The sequence below is a fragment of the Aeromonas sp. R7-1 genome (assembly GCF_040908115.1).
GTDB lineage: Bacteria > Pseudomonadota > Gammaproteobacteria > Enterobacterales > Aeromonadaceae > Aeromonas > Aeromonas caviae.
The window spans coordinates 13,355-32,803 of the sequence record NZ_JBFODD010000013.1; the positions used below are offsets into that span (position 1 = coordinate 13,355).

19 protein-coding genes are annotated in these 19,449 nt (G+C 61.1%); 14 read left to right on the top strand and 5 right to left on the bottom strand.

Annotated elements, in window-relative coordinates; genetic code table 11:
- Positions 1–6: 6 nt before the first annotated feature.
- Entirely contained in the window at positions 7–1,233 is a 1,227-nt protein-coding gene (locus AB5Y51_RS01530) for an MFS transporter (protein ID WP_368177946.1), read from the bottom strand.
- A 235-nt stretch (positions 1,234–1,468) separates the two neighbouring features.
- Here AB5Y51_RS01530 and AB5Y51_RS01535 point away from each other — a divergent pair, with 235 nt between their 5' ends.
- The 11 genes from AB5Y51_RS01535 (at position 1,469) to AB5Y51_RS01585 (ending at position 11,670) form a co-directional block, all read left to right on the top strand.
- Positions 1,469–2,377, top strand: coding sequence for a LysR family transcriptional regulator (locus AB5Y51_RS01535; protein ID WP_368177947.1), 909 nt, complete (start codon positions 1,469–1,471; stop codon positions 2,375–2,377).
- Positions 2,378–2,466: 89 nt separating this feature from the next.
- The gene (locus tag AB5Y51_RS01540; protein WP_029313711.1) at positions 2,467–3,138 is read left to right on the top strand and encodes a CsgG/HfaB family protein; all 672 of its coding nucleotides are present in this window, start codon (positions 2,467–2,469) and stop codon (positions 3,136–3,138) included.
- 11 nt (positions 3,139–3,149) lie between these two features.
- Entirely contained in the window at positions 3,150–3,509 is a 360-nt protein-coding gene (locus AB5Y51_RS01545; protein ID WP_080989864.1) for a DUF4810 domain-containing protein, read from the top strand.
- Positions 3,506–4,159: a DUF799 domain-containing protein gene (locus tag AB5Y51_RS01550; protein ID WP_039041300.1), complete on the top strand. Its 654-nt coding sequence runs from the start codon at positions 3,506–3,508 to the stop codon at positions 4,157–4,159. Before AB5Y51_RS01545 ends, AB5Y51_RS01550 begins: the two co-directional genes overlap by 4 nt.
- A gap of 218 nt (positions 4,160–4,377) precedes the next feature.
- Positions 4,378–5,853: a GGDEF domain-containing protein gene (locus tag AB5Y51_RS01555; RefSeq protein ID WP_042864385.1), complete on the top strand. Its 1,476-nt coding sequence runs from the start codon at positions 4,378–4,380 to the stop codon at positions 5,851–5,853.
- A gap of 101 nt (positions 5,854–5,954) precedes the next feature.
- Positions 5,955–7,208, top strand: a complete 1,254-nt coding sequence (locus AB5Y51_RS01560) for a DEAD/DEAH box helicase (protein WP_368177948.1) — start codon at positions 5,955–5,957, stop codon at positions 7,206–7,208.
- A 227-nt stretch (positions 7,209–7,435) separates the two neighbouring features.
- Positions 7,436–8,767 carry a ferric reductase-like transmembrane domain-containing protein gene (locus AB5Y51_RS01565; RefSeq protein WP_368177949.1) on the top strand — a complete coding sequence of 444 codons (1,332 nt, stop codon included), beginning with the start codon at positions 7,436–7,438 and terminating at the stop codon, positions 8,765–8,767.
- Positions 8,768–8,911: 144 nt separating this feature from the next.
- The gene (locus AB5Y51_RS01570; RefSeq protein ID WP_069784922.1) at positions 8,912–9,739 is read left to right on the top strand and encodes an AraC family transcriptional regulator; all 828 of its coding nucleotides are present in this window, start codon (positions 8,912–8,914) and stop codon (positions 9,737–9,739) included.
- A 16-nt stretch (positions 9,740–9,755) separates the two neighbouring features.
- A complete protein-coding gene (locus tag AB5Y51_RS01575) occupies positions 9,756–10,361 on the top strand; it encodes a LysE family translocator (RefSeq protein ID WP_221365812.1) in 606 nt (201 codons plus the stop codon).
- 168 nt (positions 10,362–10,529) lie between these two features.
- Entirely contained in the window at positions 10,530–11,039 is a 510-nt protein-coding gene (locus AB5Y51_RS01580; RefSeq protein ID WP_050485224.1) for a hypothetical protein, read from the top strand.
- Between the two features lie 235 nt (positions 11,040–11,274).
- Positions 11,275–11,670 carry a hypothetical protein gene (locus AB5Y51_RS01585; RefSeq protein WP_368177950.1) on the top strand — a complete coding sequence of 132 codons (396 nt, stop codon included), beginning with the start codon at positions 11,275–11,277 and terminating at the stop codon, positions 11,668–11,670.
- Positions 11,671–11,779: 109 nt separating this feature from the next.
- On the opposite strand, the gene AB5Y51_RS01590 is transcribed toward AB5Y51_RS01585, so the two are convergent.
- A complete protein-coding gene (locus tag AB5Y51_RS01590; protein ID WP_141651334.1) occupies positions 11,780–11,959 on the bottom strand; it encodes a hypothetical protein in 180 nt (59 codons plus the stop codon).
- Positions 11,960–12,392: 433 nt separating this feature from the next.
- On the opposite strand from AB5Y51_RS01590, the gene AB5Y51_RS01595 reads away from it, so the two are divergent.
- Both AB5Y51_RS01595 and AB5Y51_RS01600 read left to right on the top strand, forming a co-directional pair.
- Complete coding sequence (locus AB5Y51_RS01595; protein WP_141712048.1) at positions 12,393–12,941, top strand: GNAT family N-acetyltransferase; 549 nt, start codon at positions 12,393–12,395, stop codon at positions 12,939–12,941.
- A 660-nt stretch (positions 12,942–13,601) separates the two neighbouring features.
- The gene (locus AB5Y51_RS01600; RefSeq protein ID WP_368177951.1) at positions 13,602–14,387 is read left to right on the top strand and encodes an FRG domain-containing protein; all 786 of its coding nucleotides are present in this window, start codon (positions 13,602–13,604) and stop codon (positions 14,385–14,387) included.
- Between the two features lie 284 nt (positions 14,388–14,671).
- Here AB5Y51_RS01600 and AB5Y51_RS01605 read toward each other — a convergent pair whose 3' ends face one another.
- Both AB5Y51_RS01605 and aguA read right to left on the bottom strand, forming a co-directional pair.
- Entirely contained in the window at positions 14,672–16,375 is a 1,704-nt protein-coding gene (locus AB5Y51_RS01605; RefSeq protein WP_368177952.1) for an amidase, read from the bottom strand.
- A 127-nt stretch (positions 16,376–16,502) separates the two neighbouring features.
- Positions 16,503–17,600, bottom strand: coding sequence for an agmatine deiminase (gene aguA / locus AB5Y51_RS01610; protein WP_368177953.1), 1,098 nt, complete (start codon positions 17,598–17,600; stop codon positions 16,503–16,505).
- 145 nt (positions 17,601–17,745) lie between these two features.
- Here aguA and AB5Y51_RS01615 point away from each other — a divergent pair, with 145 nt between their 5' ends.
- Positions 17,746–18,657 (top strand): LysR family transcriptional regulator, encoded by a 912-nt coding sequence (locus tag AB5Y51_RS01615; protein ID WP_039041291.1) that lies wholly within the window; start codon positions 17,746–17,748, stop codon positions 18,655–18,657.
- 155 nt (positions 18,658–18,812) lie between these two features.
- Here AB5Y51_RS01615 and AB5Y51_RS01620 read toward each other — a convergent pair whose 3' ends face one another.
- Positions 18,813–19,379, bottom strand: coding sequence for a TetR/AcrR family transcriptional regulator (locus AB5Y51_RS01620; RefSeq protein WP_323582571.1), 567 nt, complete (start codon positions 19,377–19,379; stop codon positions 18,813–18,815).
- Between the last annotated feature and the right edge of the window lie 70 nt (positions 19,380–19,449).

The window sequence follows — 19,449 nt, forward strand, 5'->3', positions numbered from 1 at the left end:
GCCCTGTCACACAGCGGGTTCGAAGCGCCGCCGAGACACCGCCCAGGCCAGCCCCAGGCTTGTCAGGGGGCTGCCGACGAAGAGCAGATCCATCGCGACGCCAAGACCGGCCCCGTCGCTCACCCAGCCCAGCAACACGGGTACCCAGTTCGCCACATAGGCGATCACATAGAAGAGGGAGAGCAGCCGCGCGTGGCTGGCCGGGGGCGCGATGCGATTGATCAGGGTCGCACTGCCCACGAACACGGCCCCCTGGGCATAGCCCGCCACCAGCAGCCCGAGTCCCGCCAGCCAGCTGGGCAGGCCGTGAACGGCCCCGGCAAAGAGCAGCACGCACAGCGCCAGGGCCAGCACGCCGCTTTGCAGGGTATGGCGGGCATCGAGGCGACGGGCCCAGAGCTGGCAAAGCCCAGAGAAGACCAGATAGGCCGCGACAAGATAGCCGAACAGCCCCAGATCCGTCATGCCCAGCATCTCGCTCACCACCTTGGGACCCATGGCCAGCAAGCTGGCCGCCACCGCCCAGGCGGTGAAGAGCGCCAGGGCGCAAAGGAAGAACCCGGCCCCCGTGGCCCTGAGCCCCTCCCCCAGGGATCCGCCACTCTGCCCGCTCGGGGCGGCCTCCGTCGCCCTCACCCCTTTGGGCCAGCTCAACACCAGCCCCCCGATGGCGCAGGCCGCCATCCCCAGGATCAGCAAAAACGGCAGCGTGGTCGGGTAGAGATCCTGCTGCAGCGCCAGCCCGCTGAACACGGGGCCAAGGGCCAGCCCGGCGGTGAAAGACAATGTGGCGCTCAGCGCCGCCCGCTTGCCCCCATCCCTGGGGCCAAAACGCAGCAGCGCCACATTGGCGGCGCCGGTCAGGCTGCCCGTGCCAATCCCGGCCAGCAGCCGCGCCAGCAAAAGGGTCCAGAAGCTGTCGGCCAGGGAGAAGAGCAGGGCTCCGCCCCCGACCGCCACCAGGGCAGGCAGGATCAGGGTGCGCAGATCCGCCACGCGTCCTGCCAGGTTGCCCACCCCGAACAAGGCGATGAGCACGCCCCCCGCATAGCCGCCATAGATGAGGCTGAGGCCGAGATCGCTCAGAGCCAGCGCCGCCTGGTAATGGGGATAGAGCGGGGTAGGCACGCTGCTGTTGAGCAGGGCCGACATCAGGGCGAGGGAGAGAAACCAGCGCAGACGAGGATGGACAACCTGACCTGGCCCGCAAGCCGGGACGCTTGAGACAGACATGGACACTCCAGTGGCAGACGAATGAAACCGCAATCGGGAGCGACATCATAGCGATCCCGCCCACCCCGGAGTACGGCAGTTCTGCATCACGCCGACTCAATCCTGCATCACGTCGGGGTGGCGCGCGCCCTGGGCCGGGGCGCGCCGGACCCGGTCTATCCCCTTGTGCTGCCATCCCCGCTGGCATCTAATATTGCGGCGCCAATCGGGCGTTCTGCTTGAGTGAGGAGCAAGCATGATCAACTGGAACGATGCCCGCTTCTTCCTGGCCCTGGCACGGCGGGGCAGCCTGCGGCAGGCCGGACTCGAGCTCGGGGTGGATCAGGCCACCGTCGGGCGGCGGATCACCCTGCTCGAGCAGCAGCTGGGGGCCAAGCTGTTTATCCGCACCCCCAGACACTATCGGCCCAGCCCCCTCGGGGAAGCGCTGCTGCCCCAGGCCGAGGCCATGGCGCTGGCGGCCCTGGCCATGATGCGCACCGCGAGCCTGGGAGAGCTGGAAGGGGAGCTTTGCATCGCCACCACGGATACCCTGGCTCAGGGCTTCGTGCTGCCCGCGTTCACCCTGCTGCGCCAGCGCCACCCCGGCATCCGCCTCAAGTTGCTGACCGCCGTCAGCGTGAGCGACATCCCCAATCAGGAGGCGGATCTCGCCATTCGCAGCGTGCGCCCCGAGCAGGGAGATCTCGTGGTCAAACGGCTCGCCACCATCAAGATGGGGCTCTACGCCTCTCCCGACTACCTGGCCAGGCGGGGCACGCCCCGCTCGGGTCAGGCACTGCAAGAGCACGACCTGCTGCTCTTTCCCAGAGAGCTGGTGGCCCGTCACTGGCTGAGTCTGTGCGGCGAACCGCTCCACGAGCCCAACGTGGTCCTGCAGAGCAATGCCCAGCTGGTGCTGATGGCCGCCGCCCGGCAGGGGCTCGGCATCGCCCTGCTCTCCACCTTCCTCGCCGAAGAAGACCCCGCCCTGGTGCGCCTGCTGCCTGACCAGCACGATCCCATCGACATCTGGATGGTGCTGCACCCGGACGTGCAGAAGACGGGCCGAATGCGCGCCCTGGTGGCAGCCCTGGAGGAGGTGTTCCAGCCCCTGCAACAGACCCAGCCCTCCGCCACCCCCTGTCAAACGCACAGGGATTGAGCGGGTATGCCCCCCATACGGGGCACTTTCTTCGCAACGAACCATGTTAGAGTCCGCCGCTGTTTTTTCCTTTGATAACGGGGCCTTACATGAAGAAGTTTGTTGTTTCATCCAGTGTCATCCTGATGGCGGGCTTGCTGACAGCCTGTGCGAGCGAGTCGTCGCGCACCCTGGAGGTACCCAAGGTTGCCTCCTATCAGAGCCACTATCAGGGCGCACGCAGCCCCATCGCCGTCGGCAAGTTCGACAACCGTTCCAGCTACATGCGTGGCATCTTCTCCGACGGCGTGGACCGGCTGGGCAACCAGGCGAAAACCGTGCTGATCACCCACCTGCAGCAGACCGGCCGCTTCAGCGTACTGGATCGCGACAACATGGCGGAGATCCAGGCCGAAGCCGGGATCAAGCAACAGGCTCAGCAACTCAAGGGCGCCGACTACGTGGTCACCGGCGACGTCACCGAGTTTGGTCGCAAGGAAGTCGGTGATCATCAGCTGTTTGGCATCCTGGGTCGCGGCAAGTCACAGATCGCCTATGCCAAGGTCAACCTGAACATCGTCAACGTCACCACCTCGGAAGTGGTCTTCTCTTCCCAGGGTGCCGGGGAGTACGAACTCTCCAACCGCGAGATCGTCGGCTTCGGCGGCACCGCCAGCTACGACTCTACCCTGAACGGCAAGGTGCTGGATCTCGCCATCCGCGAGGCCGTCAACAATCTGGTGAACGGCATCGAGACCGGTGCCTGGCGCCCGGCCCAATGAGGAGAGACGAGATGACGCTGTTCCGTCCTTCCCTGCTGCTGGTCAGCGGCCTGCTGCTGAGCGCCTGCGCCCAGGGGCCGCAGACGCTCTACAACTGGGATCAATATCAGGGAGTGGTTTACCAGCACATGCAGGGTGACGACACCGGGGTCGAAGCGCAGATCGATGCGCTGGAGAAAAACCAGCAAGAAGCGAGCGCCAAGGGGCAGGCTGTGCCACCGGGCTTTCACGCTCACCTCGGCATGCTGTACGCCCAGCTCGGCAAGGATGCCCAGACTCGCGAGCAGTTCGAAACCGAGAAGCGCCTCTTCCCCGAATCGGCCCCCTTCATGAACTTCCTGATGTCCAGCAAGAAGGGAGAGACCCAATGACCCTGCGCACCCTCCTTGCCCTCACGCTGGGCGCCCTCCTCCTGGGCGGCTGTGCACAGGGCCCCGGCTACGACTACAGCAACTTCAAGGAGAGCAGACCAACCTCCATTCTGGTGCTGCCGCCGGTGAATCACTCGCCGGACATCAAGGCGGGCCCCAGCCTGCAATCCCAGATCACCTATCCGCTCGCCGAGTCCGGCTATTACGTGCTGCCGGTGGCGGTCACCAACGAGACGTTCCGGCAGAACGGCGTGACCGAGCCCGCCGACATCCAGGCGCTGCCCATCAAGAAGCTCCACGAGATCTACGGAGCCGATACTGCCCTCTACCTCGACATCAAGGAGTACGGCACCAGCTATCTGGTCATCTCCAGCGAGACAGTGGTCACCGCCAGTGCCCGCCTGGTGGATCTGCGCACCGGCAAGCTGCTGTGGGAAGGCAGTGCCAGCGCCAGCAGTGCCGAGCAGCAGGGCAATTCGGGGGGCGGCCTCATCGGCATGCTGGTGGTGGCGGTGGTCAATCAGATTGCCAACACCCTGACCGACAAGGGCCATGAAATCGCCGGCATCACCAGCGTCAGGCTGCTCAGTGCCGACATGCCCAACGGCATCCTCCCTGGCCCCCGCTCGCCGAAATACCAGGCTCGCTAAGGCGCGTCGTCTCACTCCACACAAGAGGGCGCCATGCCCTCTTGTTTCAGCCCCCCCTTTTCCCCCGCCCACCATCGAATGCGATCTTATCGTCTATCTTTTTGATATTGCTGGCTCATTTTTGTGCACACCCCATGGCGCCCCACCAACTTCATCTGGTGATGCCCGGCAAAATCAGTTACAAAAAAGGCCTCTGTCACCACGGGAGCGTTCACGCCATGGCCGCCTCACTGCTGCGTTTCCTCCCCCGTCGATGGCTCACCCGGCTTGGCTGGCTCTGCCTGGCCCTGATGGGGCTCGGATTGGTGTGCAACTACACCTACCTTCGTATCAGGCACGACATGGCGCTCATCACCGCCAAGCAGCCCAACCTGTTCGAGGTGTTCTATCAGCGGGCTCGCATCCTGGCGCCGGAGAAACTGGCCACCTTCATCGACAACAGCAGCATCAAGATGCCCATCTTCAGCGAGAACGGGGATGCGACGGCCTATGCCTATGGCTATGATCTCCCCACCCTGAAGCGCCTGGCGGTCATTCCCGTGTTACCCCCGGCCAACCAGATGCTCCTCGCCTACCAGTACGTCATCTCCAACCCCGAGGTCCTCAACCTCTACGCCTTCTATGATGATCGCCGCATGCTTGGCATGGTCGCCAGCAAGGGGATGCTGCCGAGCCAGTTGTTGCCCATCAACACCGACCTCAGCGACATCGAGCCCTGGACCCACTATTTCGGTTGCGCCTTTTTCGCGGCCACCCATGTCCCCTGCAGCACGGATGAAGCCTGGGTCTCCGGTCTCTATACCGACACCTTCACCGGGTTGCAGGCCATCACCCTCTACTTCCCCTTCATCTATTACGAGCCCGCCATCAAGGACTACCGCTATGGGCTCAAGGGCATCGACATCGCCGTCGACCGGGCGTTCAAGGAGGTACTGCGCCCCTTCGAACATCTCAACCCGACCCGGACCGTCCTCTCCTTCGAGGAGGTCGAACCCTGCCGTCCGTTCCACCTCTGCCTGAGTACGCCGCTGATGCGCACCAAGGCGGGCAGCGACCTCTACCTCAAATGGTCATACCGCTACGGTGACTTTGCCCGGGCCGTGCTCTACGGGCCGGCCTTCAAGATCTATCTCATCGTCATGCTGCTGCTGATGCTGACGGGGCGCAGCCTGGTTACTCGCCTGCGCACCCTGGCCCAGACCGACCACCTGACCCGACTGCCGCGCCGTGACATCCTGAACGAGGCGCTGCTGCAGGAGCACGACTACCTGATGATCCTCGACATCGACAACTTCAAGTCCGTCAACGATACCCATGGCCACGGGGTGGGTGACCTGGCGCTCGTCGCCTTCGCCGCTCACCTCAAGGCCAATATTCGCAAGGGCGATGTCGCCATTCGCTGGGGCGGGGAAGAGTTCATCGTGCTGTTCAAGGGGATGGACGATGACAACATGGTGCATCACTCCGCCGCCCGCCTGCTGGAGCGGCCATTGCGCATCCCCGAACTGCCCGCCCCCATCACCTTCTCCGCCGGAGTGACCCGCATTCGCGATTACCTGACGGTGACCGAGGCGGTGCAACTGGCCGACGACCTGCTCTATCACGTCAAGCAGCACGGCAAGCGCAATATCGCCTATTACCAGGGGCAGACCATCCGCCTTGTCCGCGATCCAGGCGCCGATTCGGCCCCCTGAGCGCCCCGGCTTCTGCCGCGCCCCCGCTATCTGTTACCATCCAGCCACGCTGATTGTTTCCGTCCCTGCCCCGGGGCGGGATAACCCCATACTGGTGCCCTATGTCCATTGCCTCTTTCGCCGAACTGGCCCTCTCCCCCCGCTTGCAGCAAACCCTGACCGAGCTTGGCTACGCCGCCCCCACCCCGGTGCAGGCCAGCGCCATCCCCCTGATCCTCGCGGGGCGGGATCTGATGGCGGGCGCCCAGACCGGCACCGGCAAGACCGCCGCCTTCGTGCTGCCGCTGCTGGAGCAGTTGCTGCAACACCCGACGAGCGATGCCCCTAGCCCCATTCGCGCCCTGGTGCTGGTGCCGACCCGCGAGCTGGCGGTGCAGGTTGCCGAGAGCGTCACTCGATACGCCAGAGGCACCGACCTCACCAGCACGCTGGTCTACGGCGGGGTGAGCATCGCCGCACAGGTGGAGGCGCTGAACGCCGGGGTGGATATCCTCATCGCCACCCCGGGCCGCCTGCTCGATCACCTGCGCCAGGGGGCGCTAAGCCTCGCAGCCCTGCGCCATCTGGTGTTTGACGAGGCGGACAGGATGCTCGACATGGGCTTTATGGACGAGATCAAGGCGCTGCTGAAGCAAATCCCGGCGGATCGCCAGACCCTGCTGTTTTCGGCCACCTGCGACGACAACCTCTTTGCCCTCTGCAAGGTGCTGCTGCGCGACCCGGCGCTGGTGGAAGTGGCACCGCGCAACACCACGGCGGCCGAGGTGGAGCAGCGGGTCTATGCGGTGGACAGCGATCGCAAGGTGGCGCTGGTCCAACATATGCTGACCGTGAAGGGCTGGGCACCGGCGCTGATCTTCAGCCGCACTCGCCAGGGGGCCGACAAGCTGGCCCAACAGCTTGGCAAGGGGGGCATCAATGCGCTGGCCTTCCACGGGGATCTGTCACAGAGCGCGCGGGAAAACGTGCTGCTGGCGTTTCGCGCCGGCACCTTGCAGGCGCTGGTGGCCACCGACGTGGCGGCTCGCGGCCTCGATATCAGCGATCTCAACCATGTGATCAATCTGGAGTTCCCCCATCAGCCCGAGGATTACGTCCACCGCATCGGGCGCACCGGCCGCGCCGGCAACAAGGGGCTCGCCATCACCCTGTTCAGCCCGGAAGACGCGCCGCTTCTAGAGAAGGTGGAGGCAGTGCTCGACACCCGTCTGCCCCAGCAGTGGTTCCCGGGCTTTGAACCGGATCTCACCCGCTTCGACCCCGAGCCGCGCCGCGCCAGCAAGGGCGCCCAGAAGCAGAAGGCCAGAAAGCAGGCACTCGCGGGCAACAAGGGCGGCAAGGGACGAACATCCTGACACGACTGTTTGCTGGGGCAGCCATGTGGCTGCTCCAGCATCACCACTCTCCAGACCCAGGCCTGTGGGGTGACGCCAACCGCTTTCCTGCCGCTCCCCCCTTGTTTTTCTCCGCGCCCTCCTCCTCAGTCCGCTTGCCCTGACCCGGCGACCCTTTGCCACACTCTGCTACAAAAGAGGTAGTCAGGGGGCACACTTTCGCCACAAAGCAGGCGTGCAATGGAGGCATGGACAAGGAGGACATCATGAAACCCGCATCCCTCGTCTGGGCCCTGCCCCTGACCCTGATCTGGCTCGCTGGCCTCACCCAGTGGCCCGCCAGTGTCTGGCCCTGGCGCCACGAACTGCTGATCCTGACCGGTCTGATTGGCCTTGGCGCCATGACCCTCTCTTTGCTGCTCGCCCTGCGCCTGCCCAGGCTCGAAGCCTGGTGCGGCGGGCTGGATCGCATGTTGCACCTGCACCGCAGCAGCGCCCTCTGGGCCACCGGCACCCTGGTGGCCCACTGGCTGCTGGTGGAAGCCCCCAAGTGGGCCGTCGCCGCCGACTGGCTGACCCGGCCGGCGCGCCGCGGTGCTGGTGCTGGTGCTGGTGCTGGTGCTGGTGCTGGTGCTGGTGCTGGTGCTGGTGCTGGCAACGATGCCCTGTGGCACGAACTCGGCAATACCCTGGGGGAATGGAGTTTCTATCTGCTGCTGGCGCTGGTGGTGGTAAGCCTGCTGGCGGTGGTGCGCTACGAGCGCTTCAAGGTGGTTCACCGGCTGGCTCCGGTCATCTATCTGATGGGCTGGCTGCACGGGCTCTGCCTGCTGCCGCGCATCGGCGCCCTGACCCCGGTCGGCCTGACCCTGCTTATCGGCGGCGGGCTGGGTACTCTGGGGGCGCTTTACTCCCTGTTTGGCCGGGTGGGACGGGACGCACGCCGCCAAGGGACGGTCAGCGCCCTCATCCCTCTGGACGAGTGCACCCTGGAGATCAGGGTCACCCAGGCCTCTCCCATTACTGGCTACCGCCCCGGGCAGTTCGCCTTCTTCGACTTTGCCGGGCGCGGCGAGCCCCACCCCTACACCCTGGTCGATGTCTCGGCAGACTGCCGCACCCTCACCCTGGCGGTACGCGCCCTCGGGGATCACACCCGCTGGCTGCACCGCCACCTCAAGGTGGGGGATACGGTGATCGTGACCGGCCCCTATGGCGCCTTCGCCCTGCCGGATCCAGCCCCCGCGCTCTGGGTGGGCGCCGGTATCGGCATCACCCCCTTCGTCGCCTGGCTGGAGGCCCTGGTACGCCGTGGCGAACAACGCCCCGGCACCACCTTGCTGCAATGCGCCCCCACCGCCGAGGCCGCCCCCTATCACGGTCGGCTGGCCGAGCTGTGCCGCCGGGCCGGGGTCGAGTACCAATTGCACCTGGAATCCGAGCGCGGCCGACTGAATCTGGCCGCCCTGGGCAAACGCCAGCACACCCCGGTGTGGTTCTGCGGCCCCGAGCCCATGGCCCAGAGCCTGGATGCCCATCTGGCCGTCCCGCTGCACCGGGAGCTGTTCCGCTTCCGTTGACGGGCCAGTCGGTGCAGCCAGCCATCGGCAGCGCCGTTTTTCTCGGTGCGAGGCGCACTCGGGCCGGCAAACAGCAAGATTGTCCAAGCGGGCGACACAGGCTTGGGGCTAGATTAGGGGGGCAGTCTGGTACAGGAGGGAAAGATGGCGCAGGACAACCAGTTCATATTCGCACACAGTCAGCACCTGGCGAGCCTGACTGCGCTGCGGGTCAACATGACGGAATTTCGCTACGACCGTCACGCCCACGAGGAGTACTCCTTCGGGGTCACTCTGGCCGGGCGGCAGAACTTCTTCTGCCACGGCGGAGCCCACTCCAGCCCGGCAGGCAGCGTCATCCAGTTCAATCCCGGGGATGTCCACGACGGTCATGCCGGTGACAACGCCAGCCTCGACTACACCATGCTCTACATTCCGCCCCACGAACTCACCCCGCTGTTTGCCGATGCTGCGGGCGAGCGGGCAATGGGGACCTACCGATTGTTGAAGCCCCTGGTGCGCGATGAGGCGCTGAGCGCCTGCATCCTCGAGCTGGCCCAGGCGGTGCGCGGCCAGGCCGACAGCATAGAGCAGGAGTTTGCCCTCTATCGCCTCGCCACCCGGGTGATGCAGCAGGCGGGACGTTTTGAGCCCAATGGCCGGGTGAGCCGCATCGATCGCCTCCTGTTGCAGGCCAGGGACTTTATCCACGCCCACTTCCAGCAGGATATCTCCCTGGCCGACATCAGCGCGGCGGCCAACATCTCCAAGTACCACTTCCTGCGGCTGTTTCGCCAACAGCTTGGCATCACACCCCATCAATACGTGATCAACTGCCGCATCAATGCCGCACGGCGCGCCTTGGCCGCCGGAGAGTCGGCGCAGGATCTGGTGTACCGCTACGGTTTCACCGATCTCAGTCACCTCAACCGTCGCTTCAAGCGCATCTATGGCATGACTCCCACCCAATACAGTGCCAGCCTGATCCGCTGAGCCCAAGGAACACCCCATGATTGAGCTTCTCGCCTATGCCATCGGCATCATGTATACCCCTGGCCCCGTCAACCTTATCGGCCTCAATGCAGGCCTGGGTGGCCGCACCCGCGCCTCCCTTGGCTTCTTCCTCGGGGTCGGCTTGGCGATGTTCGTGCTCCTGCTGCTCTTTGGCTGGGCGGGCACCCGCCTGGTGCGGGAAGATACCCTGATCTATGTCAGCCTGGTGGGGTGCCTCTATATCGCCTATCTCGCCATCAAGATCGCCAGCGACAGCGGCGAGCTCGGTGCCAACGAGGCGCCTGCCCGCCCTCTGGGGGTGCGCAGCGGCTTCATCATCCAGCTGCTCAACCCCAAGGCGATGATCGCCACCCTGCCCATCACCAGCATCCAGTTCCCGGCAGCCCAGATCCACGGCTGGAGCCTGCTGCCCTGGTCCCTGCTGCTCGGCCTGCTGGCCGCCGGCGCCCCCGGCAGCTACTCGATGGCTGGCAGCCTCATCGGACGTCATCTTCAACATCCTCGCTGGTTCAGGTACTTCAACCTGCTGATGGCCGCCCTGCTGCTCTACAGCGCCATAGCCCTGGCCTACCAGCATGTCTATCTACCGCTGGCCGGCTGATCCGGCGAAGCGCCCCATCAAGAACCCCGGTGAAACGCCCACCTATGCCGGGGTTTCGCCTTCACAGAGCAGACACAGGCCGGGCACTGCTGCACCGGCCTTTTCGGGTCATTTTCGCCATGGGCTGGCTATCCTCAACGGGGTCTCTTGCCCAATATGGAGCTACCCATGGATCGCTACTACAAACACCTGGCCATCAGCGGCCTCATCTCCTTTGGAGGCCTTGCCCTGATACTGCTGCTGCAAACCATCCCGCTCATTTCCAACATCATGACCGCCATCTTCTTTGCCGGATCGGTGGGGGCCGTCATCAACAACTATTACCGCCTCGCCAGGCTGCACGACAGCGGTGCCATCGCCCACATCAGCCAACCCCGGGTGATCGTGACGCAGTTTTATGTTTCCCTGCTCTTTTCCGGCATTCTCGGTTTTATCGCCTACGGACTCTTTGCCAGCAGCCTGCTCCAGGGGGACCTGTTTCCCAAGTTCAAACACATGGAGCACCCCTATGTCTCCTTGCAGACTCTGCTGACCCTGGCCTCTCCTGCAACCAATCTGGATGCCGCCAAAGCCGTCATCTGGGCCTTTATCGCCGGTTTTTCCGAGCGATTCGTCCCCAATGCCATCGACGCCCTGACCAAGGCCGTCCCCCCTTCCGGGCAAGACACCCCGGGATAAGGGCCCGGGCAAATAGGAGCATTGCCACCCCGGGTGCAGACCGGACTACCCGGCATCCGGATGCAACACGTTGGCGCCGCCTGTTGTTGTCGTATCGCCATCACGGGCCAGCACCTTATCTCCTGGTGTCAACGCAGCAGTACAGCTGCCACGAGCAAGCCCTCATTCGGGCATTGATGCATTCGGAATGAATAAGCATCATCTTGCGGCCCCTGGTCATGGATAAGAATGTTGTATGTCCTTTGATAAAAAGCACGGTGAGTTCATCTTCAATGTGCAGGAACACCTGGTCACCTGCGAGCTGATCGGCCCTTTCAATGAAGAGGGTATGCTGGCGTGGATTGCACAGATAAAGTCCGTGGTGAACAGCCTGGACGGTAAGCGTTTCTGCGCCCTGGTGGACCATCGTCAGCATCAGGGGATGGTGCTATCTGCCCTGCCCCATCTGCAGGAAACCTATCAGTGGCTGACCCAGAAGAATCTGGTGGCCATCGCCTCCCTCTATTCGGCCAAGGTGCTCCATCACATCGCCCTCTCCTGCCTCTCTCTCACCCATCCGGACCATATCCGGGCATTCAACGACCCCCAAGAGGCCATCGCCTGGCTGGATGCGCAATATCGGGCTCAGTGACCAACCCGGCCTGTGTTGATACGCCATATGCCGCGCCCTCACCGCCCAGATCCGGATAAACAGGCCCCAATCCCTGCCCTGAGGTGCTGAGCCCGGCAGCAACCGATGGCTATTCCCCGAGCGACAGGAAAGAGGCCACCGTCAGACCCGCCGCATCTTGCCCGGTTATCTGTACCGGCAGGGCAGCATCCCGGCCAAGGGGCATCTGCGCCGCCCGCACGCTGCCGCCCCAGAAGCTCGCCACCAGTATCAAAGCCCCGGCCAACCCGTATTTGATCCAGAATTTCATCGTCTTGCTCCCCTCTCTTTGGCCCTCGCCACCCCTGTGACAAGCGGACCCATTTATCAGTGGGCAGAAGATAGGGGGGATTTGTGAAGGGAAAATGAGGTTGTGTGAAGCCAGGGTGAAGATGGTGAAAATAGCCTCTTCTCTCCATGTTTGTATGAAGAGCAATCTGCAGGCATCTCTCTCACCGTATCTTTATTCGGACTGAAAAAGTGGAAATCAATATCCCGACAAAGCCGCTCATCGGAACAAAATACCGTTAAACCCTCCATGAATGATACAAGATCACACAAAATCATGACAACGCAGCATTTTAATTTTAAAAAAACAAAAGTTGACCCAAACGAGCCACTGCAATAATGTTGTGAATACTAATCCACATCCCGACCTGTATTTTTACAACTAGTTATCAATACCCATTTATCAAAGGTGGTTTATGTCTTTTTTAACACCCGCAGAAAATTTACCACTTCTTAGATTTAATGACCTAGTAATCAGAACCGCTACGTTAGATGATATGAACAGTATCTATACAATGGGTTATGATGCTTGGGGAAATGGATTAGAACTCAACAAGTATTTGTTTTCCTGTAATAATTCTGAAAAATATAAAAAAGGAACCTGGTATATTCTTGAAGAACGCAATTGCATTTTAAGTTCTATTATATGTTATTCACTACCTTCCATTTATGACATTTCAACCATAGGTATAGGGTCTCTATCTACAGTTTCTGATAAAAGGCGAAATGGCTTTGCCAGAATACTATTAGACGCAGTAAAAAAAGAGTATCGCAACCAATTTAAAACAAGAGTATTTATTCTTTATTCCGATATTAACCCTGACTACTACAAGATATCAGGATTCGAACCTTTACCAGATTTTCTTCAAAAGAAAAAAGATACTACATGTATGGTTAATTGTAATGACATCGACATGGAAACAATAATTAAAAACTTTAGAAAAAACGCTCCATTATATTTCTAGCCCCCACTATTTTGTAGAGTTGTACCATAACTAACATAAGGAAATGAAAAATTAGTCCGCATACCGCCACGCAGCAAATCATGGCAAAACCGGCAGCATGCTTTGGATGTCAGTGGCTTCTCGGCCACTACCTGTACGCGATCGTCCGAATACGCTTCGCTATTCGAACCTACAGCACAGATAGCGGCCCCTCACCCTGGCCCTCTCCCGAAGGAGAGGGGATGGTCCGTGCCAATTCGAAGCCCGGTTGCCAGACCAAATCAGAGGCGCATATTTGCTCCCTTCTACCCTCGCGGGAGAAGGGTCGGGGATGAGGGGAGGTAACAATATGCCCCATCATGTAGGGTCGATTAGCGCAGCGTAATCGTCCGCATAGCGCCGCGCACCGAGTCATGGCAAGACAGGCAGGAAACCCTGGATATCAGCAACCGCTCGGCGATTCCTTATCGCGATCGTCCGAATACGCTTCAGTAGCCCTATGTGAAGTTAAGATCGAATGGTTTTGGAAACATCTACTCAACCCCTTCATCCCTTGCAGAAGCAGGATTGGAGATGTAAATTACATTACATATTTAAATATGGAATGCATGCAGCATATTTTTCGAAAAGTACCGAATACCATTTACTATTCGTAATAATAACGAAGTCACAGGAAGAAAAATGAAAGTAAAGGAAATAACAAATGTATCAGAATACGTAGATTATATCGAGTCACTTAAAAATAATAAATCTTTATGGTTTAGAGGGGTATCTAGCGAGACTCACAAGCCATTACCAGGGTTAGTTTGGAGAAATATCCAACATCAAGAGTCCAGTCTAGAACATGCTTTTTTAATTTCTTACAAATCATATTTAAATTCAGGAAGTTTGAACTCATGGGAAATTTTTGCTCTGATGCAACATCATGGCTTACCCACCCGACTACTTGATTGGTCAGAATCAGCACTAGTGGCGCTTTACTTTGCACTATCTTCAGAACCAAGAAGAAATGGAGATCGCGCTGTTTGGGTTATGAACCCTTATCAGTTAAATTTGAAGTCTTTAGGATTAGCCACCCTTTACTGTCCTGCTGCAATCAATAATCGTGTAATAAACACTCCATCTCAAGGATTAATAGATCTGGATGGTTATCTAGGCCCCAACCTCAAGAATAACCTCACTAATATACCTAGAATGCCAGTTGCAATAAATACAACTCAAAGTATTAGGCGAGTTAGTACTCAAAAAGGCTGCTTTACAGTTCATGGTAGTTCATCAAATAGCATAGACCAATATTTTGGCCCACAAGATGAATTCTATAAAATTAGAGTCAACATAAAGAATGATGAACACAGACTATTGATGCTAAATACCATAAGTGCGTTAGGGATTGATGAGGAATTTATTTTTCAAGATTTAGATGCACTTTGTAACAAAGTTAAAAGGCTATGCGGAGTCCATTATTAAACACTAATGAAGACTACACTAACCACTTTCTACAATATGTTTTCTAAGTAATTAAATGGCAACTTCCCCTACTCAGCAGAATTTCACTAACGATATACCGTTTGCAGTATGTGGTTGAAAGAACACGATCAAAATACGCTATGTATCGCACTACATCCAGAAAAAGGTAGGCAATGTGCTTCTTCGTGATAAGTACACTCACATGAGAGTCTACCCGCAGAGAAAAACCCACCCGCATTCCGAGTGGGTTCTTTTTTTATTATCACCAGACCAATTCGGGATATTTACCCCAACGGCGGCGTGCGCGGCGGCACCATCCGCTTGCTGCCGGTGGACTCGAAAGCCGAAGCAAAGCGCAGCAGGTTGTTGTCGTCATAGGCGCGACCGGCGAAGGTCAGGCCAACCGGCATGCCGATATCGGCCATCACGCCCATGGGGACGGTGACGGTCGGCACGCCGAGGTGGCGAATGGCGAGGTTGCCGTTGGCAACCCAGATGCCGTTGCTCCAGGCGATATCGGCGGAGGCCGGATTCACGTCCGCGTCAGCCGGGGCGACGTCGGCGACGGTCGGGAACAGCACGGCGTCGAGCTTGAGCCCGTCCATCCACTCTTCCAGATCCAGCTTACGGGTCTTCTCCAGACCACGCAGGCCGTCCGGCACAGAGGCAATCTCGTCGAAACGCTTGAGACCGCGCTTGGCCATCTTGACGTACTCGTCCATGCCGGCGGCGAGATCCCCCTCGCGGTTCGGCAAGGTGCCCGGATCGTGGGGGAAGATCTTCGGCCCATCGACATCTTCAAGTTTGTTCAACTTGGGATCGCCGTTGGCGCGCAGGAAGTCGTCGAACGCCCAGCCGGATAGCTCCCACAGCTCGTCGTTGAGAAACTCCGGGCTCACGATGCCGCGATTGAACACGGTCGGCGCGCCGGGTCGGTCCCCTTCGCAGTTGGAGACCAGCGGGAAGTCCACTTCGATGACTTCCGCGCCCGCGGCTTCCAGCGCCTTGCGCGCCTCTTCCCAGAGGGCAATCACGGACGGACGGGTATGGATACGCTGACCGGTCGGGCCGCCGATGCCGGGGTTGTCGCTGGTGCCCGCCAGGTCATCCTTGTTGATAAACATGCGCGGCACGCCGAGGCGCTTGCCCTTGAGGGCATCGGCCTTGGCAGCCAGCTCCAGATAGGAAGCCGGACGCACTTCGGAGGCCTTGGGCAGTTGCACCCAGGGTTGCATACGCCAGAGATCCCCACGAGTCTCGCTATCGTCGGCGACCACCACATCCAGCACTTCCAAGAGATCGGCCATGGTGCGGGCGTAGGGCACGACGACGTCCATGGTCGGGGTCAGGGGCCAGTTGCCGCGCACCGAAATCACGCCCCGGGACGGGGTGTAGGCACACAGGCCGTTGTTGGACGCAGGGCCCCGGCCGCTCGACCAGGTCTCTTCCGCCAGACCAAAGGCGGCGAAGCTCGCGGCGGTGGCAGTACCGGCCCCGTTGGAGGAGCCGGAGGCAAAGGGCGCGGTCAGGTAGTCGGCGTTGTAGGGGCTCTCGGCACGGCCATAGACGCCGCGCTGCATGCCGCCATTGGCCATGGGGGGCATATTGGTTTTGCCAAGGCAGATGGCACCGGCGGCGCGCAGGCGCTCGACGGTAAAGGCATCGCGCTGGGCCACCAGATCCTTGAAGGCCGGGCTGCCGGAGGCGGCGGTCAGCCCCTTGACCAGATAGCTGTCCTTGGCGGTGTAGGGGATGCCGTCGAGCGGCCCCAGGGTTTCGCCACGGGCACGGCGGGCATCGGACGCCTCGGCCTCTTTCAGGGCATCGGGGTTGGGCACCACGACGGCGTTGAGGCGGGTTGCTGTCTCGGGGCCGTCATAGGCGGCGATCCGGGCCTGATAGGCCTCGACCAGTTCGACCGCGGTGGTGCGGCCTGATTCGAGCGCGGCACGCAGCTCGGCAATGGAAACCTCGGTCACTTCGATCATGGGGATCTCCTGTAAAAGGGTGACGGTTTGTCATGATGATCGCCGCATCTGCGCCGGCGACCATCACGTCATCAAGGGATAAAACCCCACGGCGTGGGGTTTTGAATTTCTACACTCTTCGACCAGCTTATTTGCCGGAGGGGATCTGCTGAGTAATGCAGTGGATATTGCCCCCCCCCAGCAGGATCTCCCGGGCCGGCACGCCGACGACCTTATGCTCCGGGAAGATCTCTTCCAGAATGCGCTGGGCTTCGCCGTCGGTAGCGGCATCCAGCAGCGGGTAGACGATGCGATCGTTGGTGATGAGGAAGTTCACGTAGGAACCGGCCAGACGGCCCTCTGCCTCGCGCGGCACACCGCTGCCGCTCTCGACGCCGGCGGACTCTTCCTCTGTGCAGTAGAGCGGGCCCGGCTGGGGCAGCTTCCACACTTTCAGCTTGCGACCCTTGGCGTCGACCGCCGCTTCCAGCACCTGGAGGGCAGCCAGGGAGCGGGCGTACTGGGGATCGTTCTGATCGTCAGTCCAGTGCAGCGCCACTTCACCCGGACGCACGAAGCAGCACATGTTGTCGATGTGGCCGTCGGTCTCGTCCATGTAGACCCCTTCGTCCAGCCAGATAAAGCTGGTGACGCCCAGATAGTCGCGCAGGTGAGCTTCGATCTGCGCTTTGGTCAGGTGCGGGTTGCGGTTTTCGTTGAGCAGGCACTCGGCGGTGGTCAGGCAGGTGCCTTCGCCATCCACATGGATGGAGCCCCCTTCCAGAATGAGCGGCGCGTCGTAACGATCCATGCCGTGCTGTTCCAGCATCCGGGCTGCCACTTCCTCATCCTGATTCCACGGGTAGTAGAGACCGCCCTTGTGGCCGCCCCAGGCGTTGAAGCCCCAATCCACCCCACGGCACTCGCCTGCGGCGTTGGTGACGATGGTGGGGCCAGTGTCGCGGGCCCAGCAGTCATCGCTGGCCATTTCCACCAGGGTAACGTGGGCGGGCATGATGCCACGGGCCTGCTCCATAAACTGGGCCGGCACCCCCATAAAGACCGGCGTCGCGCCACCGATGGCATCCGCCACCTTGGCGAAGGTGGCCTGGGCGAAGCGACCGGCTTCCCGCCAGTTGTCCGGGCGGAACGGCCAGATCATCCAGACGGCCTGCTGGTGAGCCCACTCGGCGGGCATGGTGAAGCCGTCGGCGGCCGGCGTGGAATTCATGGTCTTGATGCTCATCGCAAGGCTCCTTGCATGGATTGAGGCTCCCGATTTGCCTGGGAACCCTGAAAAAATAAGAGTGGGTCGCAGTGTAAGAAGTTGCGCGCCCATCCATCAAATGAATAGGATTAATTGTCCCATAAACACGGCGAATAATCCCCCCATGAAACTGCACCAGCTCGACCTCAATCTGCTGCTCGCCTTTGACGCTCTGATGACGCAAGGGAGCGTGACCCGCGCCGCCGAATCGCTCTTTATCAGCCAGCCCGCCATGAGCCACTCCCTCGGCCGGTTGCGGGCCTTTCTCGGCGACCCGCTGCTGGTGCGCACGCCCCAGGGGATGTTGCCGACTCCCCGGGCGCAGCGCCTGCATCTGGGGGTGCAGCAGGCGCTGCGGCTGCTGGAGCAGCAACTCTGGGAGGAGGACGAGTTCGCGCCACGCCAGTCGAAGCGCCGCTTCGTGCTCTGCACCACGGATTACGTGGAGTGCGTGCTGATCCCGCCCCTTATCCAGCGCCTCAGGAAGCTGGCCCCCGGCGTCACCATCGAAATCCGCATCCTGCGCGATACCCTGCCCGAAGCCGAGCTGGCGAGCGGCGAGATAGATCTCGTGCTGGGGTTTGACGAGTACATGCAGGTGCCGGGGTATCTGGGCAAGGAGACCTGGCTCACCGAACCCCTGGCCGGGCTGGTGCGCGCCACCCTGGAGCTGGAGGAGGAGCGCATCACCCTCGAGCAGCTAATCGAGATGCCCCATGTGTTCCACTCGCCGCTCGGCACCTCGGAGGCGAGCCTCGACCGCTATTTGCAGAGCCTGGGCCATAGCCGCACCATCTCGGTCAACAGCCAGAGCTATATGTCCGCCGCCGCCATCGTGAGCCAGAGCGATCACCTGCTGGTGCTGCCCAGCATGGTGGCCGAGCTGCTCGCCAGCCACTGGCCGCTGAAAAGCCTGCCCCTGCCCGACGACGTGCCGGACTATCACCTCAACTGCGTCTGGCACCCGGTCCACGCCCAGCAACCGGCGTTGATCTGGTTGAAGGCGTTGATGAAGGATCTGGTGAATCCGGGCTAAGCGGCTGCGGCTGGCAGTTCCGCCCCCTCATCCCCAACCCTTCTCCCATTCTTTTGTAAATGAGCGGGAGAAGGGGGCAAACCCCCTGCTGCGAGGGGAGTTCCCAGCAACAACAAAGGCTCCCGCAGGAGCCTTTGTTGTTTCCATCCTCGCCATCACGCCCGCAGGGCGCTCATCATCCGGGCAACGACACCGGTCAGCAGAGGGCGGTCGGGGTGACACTGGGCGAAGGTGACCAGTCCCTGGATATGGACCTGCAAGAAGGCGGTCAGGGTGGGGATGTCCCCCTCTTTTGCCAGCTCTCCCTGCGCCTTTGCCAGGGCCAGCTGCCCGGCCAGATCCTGTTCCAGCTCGCCGTAAATGGCCTTGAAGCGAAGGTGCAGCTCCTCGTCCTGCTCCGCCAGCTCCATCAGGGTGCGGATCAGCAGGCAGGAGCCCTGCAGGGCATCGTCCACCACCTGCTCGAGGAAGGCGTGCAGCCCCGCCAGCGGGCTGGGCTGTGCCAGGCAGCGGCGGCGCAGGGCCCCCTTCTCTGCCACATAGTGATCGACCGCCGCCAGCAGCAGGCCGCGTTTGTTGCCAAACGCCGCGTAGAGGCTGCCCGGGTGCAGGCCGGTTGCGGCCACCAGCTCCTGCATGGTGGTCTTGGCATAGCCTTTGGCGCGAAAGGCTTCCATGGCGTTTCGCAAGACGGCATCCCGATCGTATTCGGCGCTGCGCATGGGGTCTCCGGTGGCAAGGTCCCGCGGGACGGAAAAAACAGGGCGGCAAGTTTACCCCAGCCTCCCCCGT